The organism is Pseudomonas sputi (assembly GCF_021603585.1).
GTDB classification, from domain to species: Bacteria; Pseudomonadota; Gammaproteobacteria; order Pseudomonadales; family Pseudomonadaceae; genus Aquipseudomonas; species Aquipseudomonas sputi.
The window spans coordinates 67,759-89,452 of sequence record NZ_BQHI01000023.1 but is presented as its reverse complement, the minus strand read 5'-3'; the positions used below and the strand labels follow the sequence as shown (position 1 = coordinate 89,452).

Here is a 21,694-nt window from a genome sequence, read left to right as displayed (position 1 = left end):
TCGACCTGATCCACGACCGACAATTTAAAAGTCAGCGTGTAGTCTCGCTGACTACGCCTTTTAGCCGTTTCCATTACGTCCTCCTGAAAATAGATCAGAAGGTGTAAACCTTATTCAGGACGGGACAGTGGGCAAAAAAAGGGGTTCCCCTGACGGTTCCTCCTTACCCGGAAATCAGGGCGGGAGACACGATTCTGATGCGCTGGGGCAGTCATACCCTGACGCCTCTTCTCGTCACGCAAAATCAGGCGGACGGCAAGGACCCCATCGTGATCCTCGTCAAACAGGAAGACATTCTGGCAGGGGGTGACAGCAGGGCACTGGAAATCAAGTACCACCCTTTTGATTTAGTCTGGAACTGGGCATCCCGGCACTCCAAACGCACGCAGATCGCTGTAGACGCCGGCGCCTGGCGCCTGCCAGCCCCGATTATCAGCGAATCGGTCAACGGCATTATCACGATCATCAACTTGAACCAGCAGGACGTCACGGTCCAGGTCCATATCCAGGGTTCGGACTTCGCGCTGAACGACTCGGTAACCATGACCTGGATCGGCACTCCCTTCACCGGCAAGCCGCTGATTCATACGCAATCCAGACCGGTGACGAACATCCCGAGTGTCATGGAGTTCAAGGTGCCGTACGTGCAAGTCCGCGCCATCGCCATGGGCCGGGCCGATGCCTCCTACGTACTGACCAAAGCAGACGCAAGTCCGCCGTTATCCTCCAAACGTGAATTCGCCGACGTGGTGGGTGACGTTTCGATGCCGGACGCACCGACGATTGACGAGTTGGTGGGGGACATACTTGAATCGGACCGAGCTTATGCCACGGTGCGAATCAGGTACGCGAAAATTGCAAATGGCGATCTGGTCGCCATTCGCTGGATAGGCAAAAAGTCCAACGGTCAGCCCTATGTCCACGAAGCCAGTCACACCGTCAGTGACAATGAGGCAAAAGAAGGCGGTTTCACTGTTTATGTCGACAAAGAGCACATCATCGTGCTCGACAAGGGCAGCCTCGATCTTTGGTACATCGTTTCCAATGACAAGCCGGAGCTTTACGGCGTCAGTCATTCGGAACATCTGTTGGTCAAGGTGCAAGCCGTCACCGCGACATTGCCAAGACCCGAGGTGGAAGAAGCCGACAAAGACAAGGACGTGCTCGACCCTTCCAAAGTCTTCGACGTCGTCCACATATACATCGCGGATCCGCCGACACAAAAAGACGACATCGTGACCTGGTACTGGCAAGGGACCCATCCGTTGAGCAGCATCAGCGACTGGGTGCCCATCACCTCGCTGAGCGCGGGTAAACCGCTGCGTTTCCGAGTGCCTGCGGAGTATGTCACGGGCAATATCGGGCAGTACGTCAAGGTGCGTTACTCGCTATGGCGCACCTCCACCCAGCGCTACGAACATTCCGCAGCGCTGAATCTTTTAATAGGTGAATTGGTTGGCGAACTGCCCAAGCCCAAAGTCATTCAGGCCCCCGCGGACATTTTAGACCCCAAAGACGGCCTCAACGGCGTGGACGTACGCGTCAGTTACGAAAGTATGAAGCCGAACCTGGATACCATCAGGCTCAAATGGATCGGTACACCGGGTGAAGGCACTTCACTTGATCTTGAATTGCCGGGTCATGTAAGTGGAACCGTCACGTTTCGCATAGGCAGCCCCGTGATCGGCGCCAACATCGACCGACGAGTGAGCGTCGGTTATGACGTGTCACGCTATGGTTTTACCACTCCCTCCGAGTCACTGGATTTGTATGTTTCCAACTTCAAGGACCCTGAAAACGACTGGCCGCGTCCACGCATACCTTTGGCAAATGATGATGTTCTCGATCTGATGACGTTCAACGGTGATGCGAACGCGCTCGTATCAGCATGGTCGTTCATTGCACTCAAACAACGCCTCTGGCTGAGGCTGGAAGGCAAGACGACAACGGGCAGCGACTATGTCATCCGGATGCTCGATGGCGAGGAAATCAATCTCGCGCAAGTCGGTAACGGGTTGAATGAAATCCTGCCTAGAAGTGAGCTGATGAAACTGGGGCATTCCACATCGGCAACAGTGGTTTGCAAAGTCGCCTTCGACGGCAGTACGAAAGAAGACGAGGCCATCGACTTCCCGCGCTATGGCTTGACGATCAGAACCCGTTACGACTGGGTGACGCCGGTCATCAGCGGTGTGACAGATAACCGTGGTGATGTACCCGAGGGCGGAAAAACCCGCGACAAGGAGGTCACCGTCAAAGGCACCGCAACTCGCGATGAAACCGTTGAGCTGTTTGATGCAGTTTCGACGTCACTGGGCAGCGCGCCCGTGGATGCAAAAGGTGAATGGAACCGCAAGGTCAGCAACCTGACCGAGAAAATCTACAGCATAACAGCCAAGGCACTTTATGACGCCGAGCCGGTCACCAGCGATCCCCGAACCTTTGAAGTCAAGTTCGCCGAGACCCCGGAGATTCTCAAAATCATGGACTCCAGAGGCCTTGTCGCATCCGGGACGATTACCTACGACAACAGCGTTGTCATCGAAGGCAGCGCGACACCCAACGAGCGCATTCAGCTCCAGGAACGTGGCACGCCAGTCATCGACCTGCCCGTCGATCCAGAAGGAATCTGGCGTTACACCCTTCCAAATTTGCAGGTAAGAGAATATGTGCTCACTGCAAAGGCGCTGTACGTCATTCTGCCGGAAACGAGTCCGCCCTATTCCTTCCATGTACGACAAGCCGTCACCCCGACGATTTCCCGCGTGGTCGACATTCGGGGTGATGTAGAACCAAATGGTACAACCTACTACAAGAGTGTCACGCTTCACGGCAAAGCCAGTCCGAATGAAAAAATCACGCTGATCAATGGGGTCAACCCGATCGAAACCGTGGACGTGAAATCAACGGGGGATTGGGATTACGTCTTAAGCAATCTGGTTCCGACCCTCTACAGACTGACAGCCAGGGCCGAATATGGCAGCAACCCTGTATCTGACCCGCCGAGAGTGTTCACGGCTGCCGATTTCATTTCCCCGACAATCACCTCGGTAACTGACACCCAAGGGCCGGTCAATCAGAACGGAACCACCTATGACAGAACGGTTGCCGTGCAAGGAAGCGCAACACCGAAAGAACAGATCCAGATTTACAACAACGGGGCACCGGTCGGGTCACCTGTCAGCGTCGGGACAGACAAGCTATGGAATGCCTCCGTCTCGAACCTGACAGTGACGGATCATAGTCTGACTGCAAAAGCGTTGTATCCCGCAAATCCGGTAGAAAGCGATCCCTGGAAATTCAAGGTTGCCGCCCACACTCCCGTGACGATCACATCTGTGCACGATGGCGTCAGTGAACTGCAGAATGGTGCGGAGACCAAAAGCACCACCGTCAGACTGCGAGGTAATGTCACCCCCGACCATCAGGTGCAGATCTACGACAACAACGTGTCCAAACACACAGTGCGTGCTACAGGCTCGACCTGGGAAACGACACTGGGAGTCGGGCTGGGCTCCCACTCGATCACGGTGAAGGCCGTGAGTACCGGGCAGTTCTCAGGCGCACGCACGTTCCGGGTCATCTCGCCGATTCCACCGCTGAACTTCAACACTAACCCGGTGACTTTAAGCGGCAAGATCTACCTGATTCCCAGCAGCCCCAATCTCCTTCCTGCTTTCGGCCCAGGGACCTCCGTTCATCATCAGGCCTCTGGAGGCCAACCCGGTTATAGGTATTCATCCAGTAACACTGCGGTGGCTCATGTTGATGGAAACGGTCTGGTAACCGTAAGGGGAAGAGGTGAAGCACGCATCACGGCCACGGATAATGCCAACCAGTCAAAGAGCTATACCGTGACCGTGACAGGTGTCATACATTGTATCGGGCTGGGTAATAATTGGTGGGCGAACATTATGGACGCTGCTCGTAACCAGGGAGCAAGGGTGCCTTCGTTGGGCGAGTTACGGGAAATACACAGCGCTTATGGAGGTCGCTGGCCAATGGGCGACGGAATGTATTGGACGTGGGAGGAAAGGCCTGTGCCTATCAATCCCAACCCGTTTTATCACTGTAAAAACCTGGTAACCGGAGCGGAAAATTATTACATGGGTATCACATTCCAACTTGGAGTTGGCATTAAACCTTAAGCATCGTTCCTGGACACTCTTGCGCAAAGAGTGTCCAACGGCATCAGGCAAAACCAATCAACAGAAATGACAAGGCCGCTGCTCATCGACAGAACAGCGGCCGTTAAGGTATCTCGCTGATTACGAAACACCCTCCCTTTACCAAACAGTAGTTAAAAGCTGTACCGCCCCCCAAAATTCACCCCAAACGGCTGCTCAATATGCTCCCCATTGGAATAGTCCAGATCGACATGGACCTGCCACTTCTCCGACAGGGCCACCGCCACCCCCGCACCAAACTCCGCCCGGGAACCTGACAAGTCATTGTTGAACACGTTGTTTTCGTTAACCTTGACCTTGTTGTTATTGGCGAACTCATGGGCAATCGCAGCACGCACATAAGGCTGCGCCACCGCGCCGTTGCCTATGTCGAAATTACGCCCGAACGTGGTACCGGCCTTGCCCAGCAGCGAGCGGGTATGGTCGCCATCCGCCTCCATGTCGTTATCCAGGCTGAAGCGTTTGCCCTGAATCTGCGCTGCCGAAAACAACGCGAAAGGTTCGATGAAGTAATCGTTGCTTAACTTGATGTGACGGCCGATTTCCGCTGAAGCACTGACGCCCCAGTTGTCGTAATCGCCCTTGGCACGCGTACCGTCGCTTAAACCGACCTTGGCCTCATTCTGGAACCGGTTGAATTTCAGAACACCGTCAACGTAGTAACCGGTGTCTTGGTCCATCCAGGTGATATATGGCCCGACGTAGTAACTCTTGACCGTCCCTGAAGTACCGTGATCGAGATTCAGATCGGACTGGCTGAAACCACCCATCACGCCCACCAGCACATCGCTGTCATTCACTCGGGCATCAGCCCCGAGAGAAAGCCCCTGCTGGTTCTGGGTGTACGCCACCCCGGAGCCTTCGGATACGTTGTACTGGTTGCCATAGGTGCGCGCCCAGGCGCCCGACTGACCACCGTTGAACCGCAACTCACCCATGCGGCTGCGCAGCGAGTTCGCTTCACCGTACAACAGGGTAATCGGTGCGTTGAACAAGGCCTTCACCGCGCTGGCGCCCGGGCTGATGACCTGGGTGGTCGGATCCAGGAACCATTCTGTGCCGCTCGTTCCAACCGGGCGCTGGGCCAGGTCATAGGACCAGGCACCGAGATCCACTCGCCCGCCCGTCAAAGCAAATTGCGCATCGCCAGCGGCTGTGTGCACCAGCGTCAGTTGCTGAGGGTTCACGGCATCCAGACCGGATGCCGCCACCAGCAACCCGAACGATCCGGTCGCCACACCGGTGACATTGAGAAAGTCATGCTGGCCCGTAGCGAAGTTGCCCTTCATGGCAAGGGCACTGGAACCATCCGGTGAGCCGGCCAGCGTACCGACGTTCAACTGGTAGAACTGATTCGGCACATCCTGCGCGCCAAAGCGAACCATCCCACCGTTCATGGCGAGCGTTCCTACATTGTCGTTGCCGGTCAGGGTCCAGATCGAACCATTGTTGACGGTCACGCCATTGACCTTGTCGAGACGGCCGGTGAATTGCGAGCTGTTCTGCAGGGTAACGTTGGCGGTCGAACCGTTTTCGACCAGCACATCGCCAGTCATTCGGCCTTGATCGAAGGTCAGGTTGCCGGTGCTGTTGCCGGCGATGTTGATGTTGCCTTGCAACTCGCTATTGGCGACGGTCATGGTGGCGCTGGATGCGCCCTGAACGTCGAGCAGGAAGTTGTTGCCGGCGAGCAGTTGCGAATTGTTGAGCACTTCGATAGTTGCCTGTGCGCCATCTTCAATGAGAATGGCAGCACCTGTCCGACCTTCGAGGGTCGCCCCGTTCAACCTCAAGTGCGAATCTTCGAGCCCCGCTCCATCTGCCGCAATCCGAGCGCCGTTCTCACCACCACTGATCCTGGTTCCGTTCGCGCTGACACTGCCACCGAAATAGTCGATGCCCACGCTATTGGCCCGAAGACCTGAAACCTCACCGCCGTTGAGTTCAAGCGAACTCAGTCCGGTAATCAGCACACCCGATGTTCCACCCCTGAGAACACTTTCGCTGACCACTGCCGTCGACCCCGTGGTGGAACCGGACTGACGTGCCACCCACAGCGCTGCGGTATCACTGGTCAGTGTCGTGCCATTCAAAGTGGCTTTACCGTTGAAAACGCTGATTGCACTATTGCCATTGCGTCCGGCAAACGTGCCGCCAACTGCATCGAGCGTCGACCCGGACTGGATAAACACTTCGAAAGTTTGTGCGCCATTCGTATTCAAAGTCCCTCCATCGACTACCAGGTAATTGTCGGTGAGCGTGGACGCATTGATGTTGACGTTTTGACCAGCCCCGACAGTCGTCAATGCCATGGATAAAGGACTGAAGACAAGCGCCGGCAAAACGAACGGAATGCTCACCTTCCAGACAGGATTAGTCGAGGCCCGCAACAAATACTTCTTCATGACAGCTACTCCAGAAAAGATCGTCTGATACCGAGAGGGAGGCGCGCAGCTTATTGAGCAAATCCTATTTTTTATGTAGGAGAAATCCGAAAATCGTTGATGAATAGTCGCTCCACCAAATCATCAAACTTAAGAGTCATACCACCCTCACCCACCCATCAGCACCACGCGCTTTGACTAATAAAAAAGGAAGATAAAATCTTCCTTTTTATCAACTTTTCCCCTCTAAACAGGGCATGGTTTACCATCACCATCCCGCACAACCACTTGCACTGTATGCTTGTTCGAACCAATATCACGCCCATCGATCACTGTTGTGCAACTAATTTCCCCAACCCCGTCCTTGATCGGTTCAAGTGCTGGTGCAAGAGGTAGATAAACTGAAAACCCATCCTGATGTTCATTACCACTCAGTGTCTTTGTGATTGGAAAATCATCTACAGGCACAGGCTGCCCATCATCATCAAACGTTGTGCCTTTCCAAACAAATGACAAGTTCATGCCGGGCTCCAAAGGCGCACCGCCCTTCATATCGACCACGGCTGCCCTCCCCACGTTGGAAATATTCCTGAGCGAAGAGCAATTAAGAAACTCTACTCCACTTTGAGTTACCGTATTGGCAACTTTCACTTCAGGCAGTTTTACCTCAACAACATACACACTGACCGGTTGACGAAGAGAAGGATTAGCGTTGTTATCCGGAAATGTCGGATTGGTGATTTCATAATGGACAGGAATCGCAGAGTCGTTACCTTGCGCGATGATAAAGTCGCCTGGAATTTCAAACTCCACTGGATCGTCATCCGACTCAGTACCGTCGACAGTGTACTTACCTCGGGGACCAGGAACTGCCACCTTGTTCCAATACAACTGATAGACATCGCCCGTCTCGCGCACTTTATCAATAACGGTAGTCGCAGTTCCTACTTCCCCCGCGTCTATAAGTTCAAATTTGTTGGGATCGGTCGTGTTTTTTGCCTGAACGGTTACCGGAGCCAGGTCCGGATTTCCGATTTCAGGATCTTCTGGGTCAGGCGGAAGTGTTCCCGCCCGTCTTAGATCGACATTCACCGGGACCGGAGTCGTTTCAGGGTATTCCTTATCGCCACGCCATATTGAATATAACGTGCTAATCGGCCGGGGCCCGAGCCCGTTGCGTTTCACATGATCATAAGGAACATCGAAAATCGTTGCCTCTCCCACGACAACATCCTTGCGTGGTTGCGGAATTCCATCCCAGATCAACTCGACTTCATCTCCTGTACGAGCGTTGTCATAAGATGGAACGACTACTCCCACATCAGGGAACGCATCCTTGATAGTGATGAGGTTATCGGGGTCAGGAGCTTCAGGCACCTGCAGTGGCTTCAGATTGCTGGGCGCCGGCGTCAATTCGACAACAATGTCAAGCTCGTGTGAGCTGTGTCCCTCGTTGCCCACCCGATCTCTTGGCTTATAGTAGATGATACGATCACCTTCACGACCGTTTTCGACCTGGGCCTTGGTCATTTTGACAATCTGGTCCGAGGTCTCATCGTCAGGTGCGGTAAAGGAACCAATGTAAGTTCCCGGTTCACTCACCCCCATAAAAACATCGAAAATGTCGCCAGTCTTACGATCAGTAGTAAGAGGAATCTTTATCTCGATCTCGGGATTGGCTTCAAGGCGCTCTTTGGTAATTAGATTGTCAGCGTAGATCCCTAGCAGTTCGACCGGATCACCGGCAACGTCCTTGTTAGGTGGCGTTTTATCTATATAAATAGGCACGGGCGACTCAAAGTCCTTCGTATTGCCAGAATAAATCAATCTATAACCCAAGAGAAACACACCCTCAGCGACAGTTGCAGCACCTGGCAGAACGAGTGTCTGTGAAGTATCAACGGGCGTAACTGTATTAACAGGATCGCCAACGGGAACTCCATTCCACAGCAGCTGAAGCGTGATAGGTCGGTTGGGTGGAGGCGGAGGAGAAATTTCCAGAACCTCCTTAATCAAAACATTATTGTCCATCCCTTGTCGTGACTTTGGCAGCTTATTAGGGTCATCTCCTGAAACATTATCCAGCAAACCTTCAAGCTCTGGAGCCGTCGCTGTCCGCGCCGCTCTGGCAAGGCGTGCGGCTTTCATTGCTGCACGACCTGGATCATTATCAATAACCTTTTTATAAATGCTCATTGCACTTTCTCCCGTCAAGCCAATGGAGGCAGCCCTCCGTTTACGAAAAATAAATTCCGACAGTTTGAGTATCAAACTCAACCGCTAACACCACTTATCGTATGCACCTAGAACTTATTCACCCGAGGGAAATCCTGAACAATCGACTTCATTTTCAGGTGAGCAGATTTCTCCACTGGGCATGGTTCGATTGATAACCACAAACTCTGGACGAGACCTTCCAATACCGCCATCTCGTTTATTCAATACATACCGCACCAACGCGGACCCTTGATTAACCATTGGGGCGATGAGCGTTGCATAGTCTTCAACAACTACATCGAGTCCCTCGACGACGCTGACCGGATCCAGTTCTTTGACGATCTCATCATAAACACCCTCAATCGGGTCAGAACCGTTCGGCCCCCTGCATCCCTGCCAAAAGAGCGTGATTTCGTCCTTGTCCGTGAACCGGGGATCGGGTGGGATATGTACCGTTACTCCGTCCCATAATCGAGGTACGGAGCAGCAGTGCAAAACCCCTTCTCTGCCTGCATGAGGAAATTCCACTTCCTTGAGATCGTTGAAGACCACCATCGACACCTCGACCTCGGTGACGCGCGACAGTTGATCATTCACACCATTGCGGGTGACGTAATGAACCGGCAGCTTCGGGTTTTGCAGGTCAGGCTCGATGTACTTCCAGAGAATCTCGATGTCCAGGGGTTTGCCTGCGCCATCACCAAACTGAACTTCGTAACTGGCAACCGGATCGGGGAATGCCCCCCAGTACACATCAATCGTTTCATACGGTTGAGGATTGTCGTACAGCGTCAGCAACGCCCTCGCCGACAACCCGTAATCAAGACCCACCAGCTTGTTGGGCAGGTCGGATTCTCGACCGCGCACTTCCAGCTTGGCCAAGCGTTTATTCAGGAGAGCTGGGGCTTCAGGGTGATCCTGCCCGGCCACTGTCAGATCGACAGCAACGGAGATCGAGGGCGACGGCAGTGTGTAACTGCCATCGGCAAGGCGAATCCGATAGTTCACAACAGCGCGCAGTGGGCCGTCTCCCTGTCCCTGCAACGCAACCCAGGGAACGGTGATTTTTTGCGGAAAGTCGGCTGGATCGACCGGAACCTCTACCAATGGTGTTCCATCCCACAACACCGCCACCTTATGCCCGGAGTCCGGAAAGTCGTATGGATCGATCTCGACCGTCACACCATCACGCGCCTGCTGGCGATCGATCAGGTTACGGGGCAGTACCACTCTTGGAGAAGGCAAGGCGCCCGGCAACGGAGTCAGATCGACGAAGATGGGAGCCAGTACGGAAATCGGCCCGGTGTTGCCGGCGCGATCTCTCAATTTGTAATAGAAGTAGCGTATTCCTCCCTTCCAGGGCCGTATCTCATCGGCATACACCGTCACAAACAAGCGCTGATCAATGATGTCCTGCTCACTGAATTCCTGTTCACGAATTTCGGTTTCACCACTGGGCGGCGGGTTCTGGTCTGTCCAGAAATAAACGGCGCGATCTTTTGCGGTCACATCCGTGTAAAAAGGCACCTCAATGATGACTTGTCCGTGCTGAGACAAGTACGCTTCGGTAAGCGTACCGTTCAACTCAGCTGGAAAGATCCCCTCCTTCGGTTGTCTGCCAAAGTCAGGCATGGTGGTGTCAATGGTGATTTTCTTTCGCGGAGACTCTGTAGGGTTTTGCAGACTGGGAGAAACCCTGATGGAAACCTCATAAACCCCTTGACTCAGCAGGTCTCGCGGAACAGTGAGCGTCTGAGGCAGTGGAAGATTCTCGATCGGCGTATCGTACAGTCGCTCATTCACCGGAACGAATAGGGAATTCAGAGGGGTGAAACCAAGTTCCACGAGATCCTGACGGTTCGGAACAACAGTGAAATCCCATCCCATGTACTCAACCACCAGGTCCTGCCCCAAGGCTTCTACGGGCAACAAACCAGCAGGGTCATCCTCGTCCAGTACCGCGGGGACTTTGGGCTTGTCCAACAGCAGACTCGAATCACCGACAGGCGCATTTTGCTGAACGGGAGGCTTGGCAGCAGACATGTTTGCATCCCCAATACCATATAAAGGTGGTTCAGGGAGTTACCAGCGACAACGTCCCTCGAACGACTGGCTTTTATTTAGCGCTTGGCGTGCACGACTGGCTACTGTCAGAAATTACAGGTATTGCTACCGTTCGTCGGAGATGGGGGGCCGTAACCAACTCGATAGAGCGGCATAAACAGAAATGTTTAACAAACCGGATCGGTGACTGACTCTGGCTACGCATCCTTGCGCCGAAGCCTACACGTAAGCCAGAATCCGCCGGCTTGTGCGCCTTGGGGGCGGGTTCTATTGTTTGGCGGTCGCTGACTTTTCAGTGATCGGGTTTAGCAGCTCGGCAATTCTCAGGGCTCGCGGGTCTCGCCATTACGTTATGGCGGCTTTGCGTGGGGCACTTCGGTGCGCCGGGATCCTTGAGCCTGGTCTGCTAACCCCCGTACAGCCGCCACCTCTTCGTTTAGCAGCGATGGTTGACGGCTCCATTTCTCAAGGAGCTTTACCATGATCAAACCCACACCCAACCCGCCGGAAGTCGATTCGACTTCCCCCTACGAAACCCTCGATTCCAAGAAATTCCACGAAGCCGCCGAGCGCGCCCTCGACCATTACCTCAATCCCCCTCCTCCCCCGCAAACCGCTGCTCAAACCCAATACCCGCTACCTCATCGCCCCCGGCATCGACAGCGAAGAACTGCTGGCCGACGCCTGCGAAACCCTGACTTCGGCCAAGACCATGGCCAATGACTTCGCCGGGCTGGTGGATGGGTCGCAGCGGCATGTGTTGTTGGGGATTGCGCAGTTGATCATGCTGGGGGAGCTGGCGGTGAATCGGGTGCTGGATAATCTGGAGCTGAAAACCGAAACGGCGGTGTAGAGAAAGTAGGTGAACCGCTGCCGGTGAAGTCTCCATCGATACCGTTCGTCCAGTTCCGTTGCACACCTGTCAGATCTGACAGGTGTGCAACTCGCCGTTCCAGCGTTGAATAACTCCAACTGACGGGAGCACCCTGCCAGTTCAACGCTAAGCATGCTGGGCTTGTTTGACTCCGACACTCTGAAGGCAGACAGCTCTTTCGGGATGAAATGGGCCATCAGCCCGCCGCACCGTTCAACTTTCCTACTTGTTGTAGCCTGGAGACACACAATGATTGAAGACTTTGATAAATATCCAGAGAGCACTATCGCTGAAGGCGAGTCACTCACACTGGACGGCATGAAGCTCACCCATTTATCCGGAAAGGGTCCAATGGGCATTGCTTCGCTTGAAAAAATCCCAGGCGACTTCCCACCAATCCCAGGTCGACGTGAAGGTAAGCTGCTGACGTTCTGCATCGGAAAGAATCTAGGCCCGCAAAGAGCAAGACTGGACTTTATAAATGCCACTTACTCAACAGTGAGCTTCTACCATTCATGGGTCATTGATAAAGGCGATGTAGAGGTTCATTACTACAACAGTAAAGGAGATCCATTGGGCTCTGTCACGCTGGAGGTTTCTGTCGGCGATGCCGTTCTGGTTGAGTTTAGTGGCAAAGATATTGCTGGAATCGAATTCAATATGCCCAGACATGAATGGTGGGGATTGGATTTCTTAAAAGCGCAATGACGAAAGCGCCGAACACACAAAACCCGCCGTCCCATTTGATCGGGGCGGCGGGTTTTGTCGTTTCAGCCCTCAGTTCAAACTGTGTCCACCTTCAACGAATGATCATTCAACATGCCGTTGATGATCGTCGCCGTGTCGTGCCCGCTGGCGATCAAACCACCCGCCCCCGGTGTCACGCCGTAGTGGCTGGCGAGGTTGACGCCGGCCAAGTCGATGGTCTGGTTCGGCGTGGCGCCGGCCATGGCGCTGACGTCGATGCTGGTCATGACCGAGGCGCCGCTGCCGGTGACGGTGAAGTGCAGGTAGTCATCCAGTGACGCCGACGTGCCGTTTTCACCTTGCAGCAGTTGCGACAGGTCGAGCTTGTCGGTGCCGGGGGTGAAGTCGGTGAGGAGGTCGTGGCCGCTGTTGCCTTTGAGCCACTGGAAGGTGTCGGCCCCTGCTTCGCCGGTCAGGGTGTTGTTGCCCATCCCGCCGATCAGCAGGTCATCGCCCCCGCCGCCGTTGAGGATGTCGTTGCCCAGACCGCCGTTGATCACGTTGTTATTGTTGTCGCCGGTGAGGGTGTCGTTGAAGTTAGAGCCGACCAGGTTTTCGATACCGGTCAGGGTGTCCGTGCCGGCACCGATGGTGTTTTGCGCGCCGAGCAGGCCGAGGTTGACCGTCACCCCGGCGGTCGCATGGGCGTAGCTGGCGGTGTCGATACCGCTGCCACCGTCGAGCAGGTCGTTGCCCGGGCCGCTGTAGAGCAAGTCGTTGCCGGCGCCGCCGTGCAGTTCGTTGTTGCCGGCGCCTGCGGTCAGCACGTCGTTGCCGTCGCCGGCGTTGATGATGTTGTCGCCGGTGCCGGCCACCAGTACGTCATCGCCCGAGGTACCGGTGAGGGTGTGGCCGTCCTGATAACTGATGGTCACATTCGCCGTATCGCTGCCGCCGTGGTTGTCGTTGGCGGTGTAGGTGCCGTGGTAGTCCGGGGTGATGTCGTGGGCCCCGGCGTAGTTGAGGGTCATCGTCAGCTGGTAGTTTTCCGCGGCGTTGACGTTGTTGCCTGTGGTGTTGCTGATGTTGGTGATGTGGATCTGGTAGACGCCGTCGGATGTCGCGGTCAGGGTCTGGCCGTCCGCGAGGGCGATATACGCGCCGCCATTGATCGAGTACTCCATGGTGATGCGACCGGCCGCCAGGTTGTGGTCCAGGTTGAGGGTTTCGCCCTGGCGCAGGTTGACGGTGATGCGGTCTTCATCGTTGGCGTTGGTGTTGGTCACCGCGCCGAGGTAGCCGCTGACCACCAGCACGGCGGTCATGGTGGCAGCGTTGGCGCTGAACGAATTACGCACGTTGGCCAGGTTCTGGTTGGCGGCGGTGTTGGCGTTGGTGCCGGTGAAGCTGATCGCGCCGCTGCCGGTGAAATCTGCCGACCTGGAGATCCAGCCGGTGTTGAACGAGGTTGGCGTGGCGTTGAGGGTGTCGCCGTTGGGGTCGGTGTCGTTGGCCAGCAACAGCTCGCCCGGCACCACGATGTTGCCCGACAGCACGTTGGTGATGATGTGGTCGTCCACCGCCACCGGAGGCGCGTTGGGGATCACTTTCACGGTCAGGGTCGAGCTGGCGAGATCACCGTCGTTGTCGCTGAGGGTGAAACCGATGTTCTCGGTAATCACCACGGCGGTGGTTTTCTGCGAGGTGTAGCTGTAGTCGCCGGTGTCGAGATTGACCACCAGGGTGCCGCTGTTGTTGGTGGCGATGCTCAGGGTGTTGTTCACCGTGTTGAACGTGCCGTGGTTGGCGCCGCCGCTGGCGACCAGTGAACCCTGGCCGCCGTTGGCTTTCGGGTCATAGGTGTAGGTGGTGCCGTCGACCACGATGGATTTGATGAACCCGCCATCGGCGCCGAACGTGCCGCCTTCACCGATCAACGAACCGGTGACCGGGGCCCCTTCGACGGTGCCGGAGAGCACCGAATTCAGTTGATTGAGGTCGGTGACCACCACCGCGTTGGTGTTGGTGTGCGTGATGCCGTCGTACGCCAGCGGATCGAGGTTGGCGTTGCTCACGCCGCTGCCCAGGCCGATCGCGTAGTTCTTGATGTTGTTGGCATCGAGGAAGTTTTTCAGGGCAGCTTCGTCGGCTGCGTTGATGTTGCCCTCGTTGGGTTTACCGTCAGAGAAGAAGTAGCCGACATTCTGCGCCCCGGTGAGTTTGCCCGAGGTGTTGAACGCGGTCTGCATGGTCGCCACGGCGGCGTCGTAGTTGGTGCCGCCGCCCGCGCTGAGCCCGGCCAGAAGGGTCTTGGCCGTCGCAACATCGACCCACACCGAAGTGCGGTCGGTGGCGTTGCTGCTGAAGGTGACGAGCTGCACTTTCACATCGCCCAGATCGTCGTACTTGTCGAGCAAGGCACTGATCGCCTGCTTGGCCAGTTCCAGCCGCGACAGGCCCGGCACACCAGAGGCGTCGGCCATGCTGCCGGAGATGTCGAGAACGATGAGGATGTTGGAGTCGATCTCCACCGCCGCCACCGAACGATCCGATGCCACCGCTTTTGGCACGTCATCGACGATGTTGACCACAATGTTGCTGGTGGTGCTGTTGCCCAGCGCATCGGTGGCTTTGTAGGTGAAGCTTTCGCTCAGGGTGTTCGGTCCGTCGTTGGCGTTCGGCGTGGTTTTCGGCGCCGAGGTCAGGGTGTAGGTGTAGGTGCCGTCGGCGTTGAGCTGGATCTGCCCGTAAGTGCCGGTGGCGCTGCCGACCAGGGTGTAGGTGATCGCCCCGCTGCCGCCGCTGACTGAACCCACCAGTGTGCCGGTCGCGGTTTCGCCGGTATTGCCCGGGTCGCTGCCGGTGACCGTGCCGGGGGCCAGGTCTTGCCCGTCCTGGGTCAGGTCGAGGGCTTTTTCATAGACGGTGACGTCCTGATCGGTCGAGGCCACGAGTTTACTGTCGGCGACGTTGACGGTGATGGTGGTGGTGCTTTCGTCGCCGTCACTGTCACGAATGGTGTAGGTAAAGGTGTCGGTGGCGCCCGGCGGGCTTACCGAGTTCGGGTTGCTGTGATAGACCGCGTTACCCGCAGCATCAAGAGTCAGGTAACCGTAGTTGCCATTGATGTTGCTGTTGAGGCCGCCGATGGCCGAGGTCGCGGTGTTGCCGCCAGCGCGCACGCCGACCACGATCGCCGCGCCATCCGCGCCGCTGATGTCATTGCCCAGCACGCTGATATTGACGGTGCCGCCCTCCGCTACCGAGCCGGTGTCGGCCTTGGCGGTCGGCAGGTCGTCGATGATGTTGACGTTGATCTGCCCGGTCGCGGTGCTGCCGTCGGTGTCCGTCGCCACCACGTTGAAGTTCTCGGTGATGCTGTTGGCGCCGTTGGCGTTCGGGTGAGTTTCGTTATCGACCAGGGAGTAGCTGTAGCTGACCACGCCGGTGGCCGGGTTGTAACCGGTGATGGTCAGCGTGCTGCCCAGCGGGGTAACCGCCGATTGCGGGAAGCCGGCGGCCACGCCGTTGGTCATCACGGCAATACCGCCAACGGTCAGGGTTTGCAGACCGTCGAGGGCGGTGACGGTGAAGGTGCCGCTCTGGGTCAGCGCCGGGGTGTCGGGGCTGGTGCCGTCGCTGAGGTTTTTCTCGTAGACGGTGAGCTCGCCGCCATACACGTCGAGGCCGTTGAGGATGACCGGATCGTCGTTGTTGTGGATGTTCAGCACCAGGTTGGCGGTGCTGGTGTCGCCGTCAGCATCGGTCAGGGTATAGGTGAAGGTCTCGGTGCCGTTGCCACCGCCGTGCAGGTTTTTGAAGTCGGCATCGTTGGTGTTGAGCGTGTAGGTGTAGGTGCCATTGGCATTGAGCACCAAAGTGCCGTAAGTGCCGGTGAAGGTGCCGGGGGTGATCGGGCCGGCATTCGGGCCGGTTGCCACCACGTCGGCGCCTTGCACGTCGTTGGTCAGCACGTTGCCGTTGAGGATCAACTGGGTTTCCGATGCGGTGTTGGCGTTGCTGTCGTTGATCGCCTTCGGCACGTCATCGACGATGTTGACCACGAGGCTGCTGGTGACGACGTTGCCCAGCGAATCGGTGGCCTGGTAGGTGAAGGTTTCGGTCAGGGTGTTGGCGCCGTCGTCGGCGTGCGGGGTGGTGCTGGCCGGCGAGGTCAGGGTGTAGGTGTACGTGCCGTCGGGGTTGAGCACGATCTGCCCGTAGTTGCCGGTGGCGCTGCCGACCAGTGCGTAGCTGATCGCACCGACCGCGCCGGTGACCGAGCCGACCAGCGTGCCGGACGCGGTTTCGCCGGTGCTGGTCGGATCGCTGCCGGTGACCGTGCCAGGGGCCAGGTCTTGCCCGTCCTTGGTCAGGTCGAGGGCTTTTTCGTACACGGTGACGTCGGTATCGCTGACTGCTTTGAGGCAGCTGTTGTAGACGTCGATGGTGATGGTGGTGGTGCTTTCATCGCCGTCGGAATCGCGCACGGTGTACACGAACACGTCCACCGCACCCGGGCCGCTCACGGCATTCGGGTTGCTGTGGTAGACCGCGTTGCCGTTGGCGTCGAGGGTCAGGTAGCCGTAGCTGCCGTTGATGTTGCTGTTGAGGCCGCCGATGGCCGAGGTCGAGGTGTCGGAGCCGGCGCGCACGCCCACCACCGCGCCACTGACTGCCGGACCGTCGGCGCCGCCGATGTCGTTGTCCAGCACGTTACCGCTGACGGTGCCGCCCTCCTGCACCGACGTTGCATCGGGTTTGGCGGTCGGCAGGTCGTCGATGATGTTGACGTTGATCTGCCCGGTGGCGGTGCTGCCATCGGTATCGGTCGCCACCACATTGAAGTTCTCGGTGAGGCTGTTGGCACCGTTGGCGGTTGGATGGGTTTCGTTGTCCACCAGGGTGTAGCTGTAACTGATAACGCCGGTGGCCGGGTCGTATCCGGTGATGGTCAACGTGCTGCCCAGCGGGGTGACGGTCGATTGCGGGAAGCCGGCTGCCACGCCATTAGTGATCACGGCGATGCCGCCCACGGTCAGGGTTTGCAAACCGTCGAGGGCGGTAACGGTAAAGGTGCCGCTCTGGGTCAGCGCCGGGGTGTTGGGGCTGGTGCCGTCGCTGAGGTTTTTCTCGTAGACGGTGAGTTCGCCACCATTCACGTCGAGGCCGTTGATGATTACCGGGTCGTCGTTGTTGTGGATCTGCAGCACGAGGTTCGCGGTGCTGGTATCGCCGTCGGCATCGGTGATGGTGTAGGTGAAGGTTTCAGTGCCGTTTCCGCCGCCGTGCAAGGCCTTGAAGTCGGCGTCGCTGGTGTTCAGCGTGTAGGTGTACGTGCCGTTGGCGTTGAGCACCAATGTCCCGTAAGTCCCGGTGAACGTGCCGGCGGTGATCGGGCCGGCATTGGGGCCGGTCGGCACACGGTCGGCGCCTTGCACGTCGTTGGTCAGGACGTTGCCGCTCAACGTGAGGTTGGTTTCCGAAGCGGTGCCGGCGTTGCTGTCGTCCACGCCTTTTGGCAGGTCGTCGACAATGTTCACGTCCAGCGTGCCGTTGGCGGTGGTGCCGTTGTCATCGACCACGGTCACGGCGAACTGCTCGTTCAGCACGTTGGCGCCGTTGGCAGTCGGGTGCGCTTCGTTGTCGACCAGGGTGTAGCTGTAGCTGACCACGCCGGTGGCCGCGTTGAAACCGGTGATGGTCAGGGTGCTGCCCAATGGGGTGACGGTGGATTGCGGGAAGCCTGCGGCAACGCCATTGGTGACCACGGCGATGCCGCCGATGGTCAGCGTGGTGACGCCGTCCAGCGCGGTGATGGTGAAGGTGCCGCTTTGGGTCAGGGCTGGAGCATCGGGGCTGCTGCCGTCGCCGAGGTTTTTTTCGTAGACGGTGAGCTCGCCACCGTTGACGTCGAGACCGTTGATGATCACCGGGTCGTCGTTGTTGTGGATCTGCAGGACGAGGTTCGCGGTGCTGGTGTCGCCGTCGGCATCGGTGATGGTGTAGGTGAAGGTTTCAGTGCCATTGCCGCCGCCGTGCAGCGCTTTGAAATCAGCGTCGCTGGTATTGAGCGTGTAGGTGTAAGTGCCGTTGGCGTTGAGCACCAATGTCCCGTAAGTCCCGGTGAACGTGCCGGCGGTGATCGGGCCAGCGTTTTCGCCGACAGGCACGCGGTCGGCGCCTTGTACGTCATTGGTCAGCACGTTGCCGCTCAACGTGAGGTTGGTTTCCGAAGCGGTGCCGGCGTTGCTGTCGTCCACGCCTTTTGGCAGGTCGTCGACAATGTTCACGTCCAGCGTGCCGTTGGCGGTGGTGCCGTTGTCATCGACCACGGTCACGGCGAACTGCTCGTTCAGCACGTTGGCGCCGTTGGCAGTCGGGTGCGCTTCGTTGTCGACCAGGGTGTAGCTGTAGCTGACCACGCCGGTGGCCGCGTTGAAACCGGTGATGGTCAGGGTGCTGCCCAATGGGGTGACGGTGGATTGCGGGAAGCCTGCGGCAACGCCATTGGTGACCACGGCGATGCCGCCGATGGTCAGCGTGGTGACGCCGTCCAGCGCGGTGATGGTGAAGGTGCCGCTTTGGGTCAGGGCTGGAGCATCGGGGCTGCTGCCGTCGTCGAGGTTTTTCTCATAGACAATGAGTTCGCCGCCATTCACGTCGAGGCCGTTGATGATTACCGGGTCGTCGTTGTTGTGGATCTGCAGCACGAGGTTCGCGGTGCTGGTGTCGCCGTCGGCATCGGTGATTGTGTAGGTGAAGGTCTCGGTGCCATTGCCGCCGCCGTGCAGCGCTTTGAAATCAGCGTCGCTGGTATTGAGCGTGTAGGTGTACGTGCCGTTGGCGTTCAGCACCAATGTCCCGTAAGTCCCGGTGAACGTGCCGGCGGTGATCGGGCCGGCATTGGTGCCAGTCGGTACGCGGTCGGCGCCTTGCACGTCGTTGGTCAGGACGTTGCCGCTCAATGTGAGATTGGTTTCCGAAGCGGTGCCGGCGTTGCTGTCGTCCACGCCTTTTGGCAGGTCGTCGACGATGTTCACGTCCAGCGTGCCGTTGGCGGTGGTGCCGTTGTCATCGACCACGGTCACGGCGAACTGCTCGTTCAGCACGTTGGCGCCGTTGGCAGTCGGGTGCGCTTCGTTGTCGACCAGGGTGTAGCTGTAGCTGACCACGCCGGTGGCCGCGTTGAAACCGGTGATGGTCAGGGTGCTGCCCAATGGGGTGACGGTGGATTGCGGGAAGCCTGCGGCAACGCCATTGGTGACCACGGCGATGCCGCCGATGGTCAGCGTGGTGACGCCGTCCAGCGCGGTGATGGTGAAGGTGCCGCTTTGGGTCAGGGCTGGAGCATCGGGGCTGCTGCCGTCGCCGAGGTTTTTTTCGTAGACGGTGAGTTCGCCACCATTCACGTCGAGGCCGTTGATGATCACCGGGTCGTCGTTGTTGTGGATCTGCAGGACGAGGTTCGCGGTGCTGGTGTCGCCGTCGGCATCGGTCAGGGTGTAAGTGAAAGTCTCGGTGCCGTTGCCACCGCCGTGCAGGTTCTTGAAGTCTGCATCGTTGGTGTTGAGGGTGTAGGTGTACGTGCCGTTGGCGTTCAGCACCAACGTGCCGTAAGTCCCGATGAAGGTACCGGGGGTGATCGGGCCGGCGTTTTCGCCGACGGGTACGCGGTCGGCGCCTTGCACATCATTGGTCAGCACGTTGCCGGTCAGGGTCAGTTGGGTCTCTGACGCCGTGCCATTGTTGTCATCGAACGCTTTCGGGACATCGTCGGTAATGTTGACGTCGAGCGTGCCAGTCGCCGTGTCGCCATTGCTGTCGCCGGCAATCACAGTGAACTGTTCGCTGAGATTATTGGCACCGTCGCCCGCCGCGTGGGTTTCGTTGCCGTTGAGGGTGTAGCTGTAGCTGACCGTGCCGGTAGCCGGGTTGTAGCCGGTGATGGTCAGGGTGTTGCCCAGTGGGGTGGTGATCGATTGCGGGAAACCGATCGGCACGCCGCCGACAATCACATTGATGCCACCGATGCTCAGGCTGCTCAGGCCGTCCGGCGCCGACACCGTGAAGCTGCCGGTCTGGGTCAGCGCGCCAGGGTTGGCGGCAGAACCGTCGGGCAGATTGGCTTCGTTGAGATTCAATTCGCCACCGGCAACAGACAGCCCGGTGAGTGTGACGGGGTTGTTGACTGGCGGTGGTGGCGGAACAATCGGGGCGGCCTGGCCGTCACCGTTGTCGATCACAGCGTTATGGCGTTCTTCGGGAAACTCGGGAATACCGTTGAAACCGGCCGTGGGGAAACCGATGACCGGATCGACCCGGCCCGCCACTTCGGTCAGCAACACAAAACTGTGGCCGCCACCCAGCGCGCCCGGCGCACCACCGGTGGCGCCGGGCCCGGCCGCCGTCGCTTCGGCGGTCTGGGTCGGGTCATCGCCGGCGGCAATGGCTTTCTGGATCTGTTCGACGTCGGTCAGTTGCGACTCGCTCGGGGTCACCGCTTCCGGGGCATTGACGTGGGCCGCCTGATCGGCGAGCAACTGGCCGGTCATGGTCAGGCTGCTGTCGCGGCCGAGGGTCAGTTCCTGGCCGTTTTGCAGATGGACGGCAACCGCGCCCTGCGCCCCGGTGATCAATTGATCCCCTGCAAACAGACGATCGCCTTCGACCAGTGCGCGACGCGTGCCGTCCGCCGACTGAGCGAAAACCTGACCAATGACTTTAGTGACGATCCCGATGAGCGTTGCCATGTGCATTCCTCCGCTGCCGACCACCGTCGGCGCTGGTTTGCGAAGCAGCCCATGGCTCAAGCGGGTTGTCGGGGCAACGCTCGCACCTCGACAGTTCGTTTCGCAGGTTGCGCAAATCCGGAAACGCCAGCGCCGTCAGGCACTTGGAATCTCTGTTCATTGCAGCAGGCCCACTAACGCTACGTAACGGTGGTGAATCACCCGAGTGACAAAAAAATGTCGCTCATCAACCGCTACGCGTCCCTCCCCTTTAGCAGTACTTCGCCGTATGTCGCAAAGTGAGTGGAACTTTCCTCAAGCCTTTCTGTGCTCCCTGACGCGCATAAAACAAAGGCTTTCGAGTGGAACAATGTGCTGGATTTGGCCAACCGCATAAGTTTTTTTTGGCATAACCCATATGAAAATTTTTTCTTAGCTACGCTTCAGGATGTTCTTAGCTCTGTTGTTACAAGCATGAAACGCTTTCTACTAAAAATATCGTCAATAAATTGGCGACAGCGGAACACCATCAGGACTCAGGGAGATGCA

6 protein-coding genes and 1 pseudogene are annotated in these 21,694 nt (G+C 57.7%); 3 read left to right on the top strand and 4 right to left on the bottom strand.

Features of this window, described 5'->3' with window-relative positions:
- Window positions 1-197 precede the first annotated feature (197 nt).
- Window positions 198-4,148, top strand: coding sequence for an Ig-like domain-containing protein (locus L6D81_RS23585; RefSeq protein WP_236182140.1), 3,951 nt, complete (start codon window positions 198-200; stop codon window positions 4,146-4,148).
- Between the two features lie 152 nt (window positions 4,149-4,300).
- Here the strand turns inward: L6D81_RS23585 and L6D81_RS23580 are convergent, their stop codons facing one another.
- The 3 genes from L6D81_RS23580 to L6D81_RS23570 all read right to left on the bottom strand — a co-directional run bounded on the left by L6D81_RS23580 (window position 4,301) and on the right by L6D81_RS23570 (window position 10,831).
- Complete coding sequence (locus L6D81_RS23580) at window positions 4,301-6,592, bottom strand: autotransporter outer membrane beta-barrel domain-containing protein (RefSeq protein ID WP_236182139.1); 2,292 nt, start codon at window positions 6,590-6,592, stop codon at window positions 4,301-4,303.
- 225 nt (window positions 6,593-6,817) lie between these two features.
- On the bottom strand, window positions 6,818-8,767 hold the full coding sequence (locus L6D81_RS23575; protein ID WP_236182138.1) for a hypothetical protein: 1,950 nt from the start codon (window positions 8,765-8,767) through the stop codon (window positions 6,818-6,820).
- 114 nt (window positions 8,768-8,881) lie between these two features.
- On the bottom strand, window positions 8,882-10,831 hold the full coding sequence (locus L6D81_RS23570) for a hypothetical protein (RefSeq protein ID WP_236182137.1): 1,950 nt from the start codon (window positions 10,829-10,831) through the stop codon (window positions 8,882-8,884).
- A 501-nt stretch (window positions 10,832-11,332) separates the two neighbouring features.
- Between L6D81_RS23570 and L6D81_RS23565 the strand changes: the two are divergent.
- Window positions 11,333-11,705, top strand: a pseudogene (locus tag L6D81_RS23565) (DUF6124 family protein).
- 270 nt (window positions 11,706-11,975) lie between these two features.
- Window positions 11,976-12,434, top strand: coding sequence for a hypothetical protein (locus L6D81_RS23560; protein WP_236182136.1), 459 nt, complete (start codon window positions 11,976-11,978; stop codon window positions 12,432-12,434).
- A gap of 74 nt (window positions 12,435-12,508) precedes the next feature.
- On the opposite strand, the gene L6D81_RS23555 is transcribed toward L6D81_RS23560, so the two are convergent.
- Complete coding sequence (locus tag L6D81_RS23555) at window positions 12,509-21,166, bottom strand: retention module-containing protein (RefSeq protein WP_236182135.1); 8,658 nt, start codon at window positions 21,164-21,166, stop codon at window positions 12,509-12,511.
- Window positions 21,167-21,694: the final 528 nt, after the last annotated feature.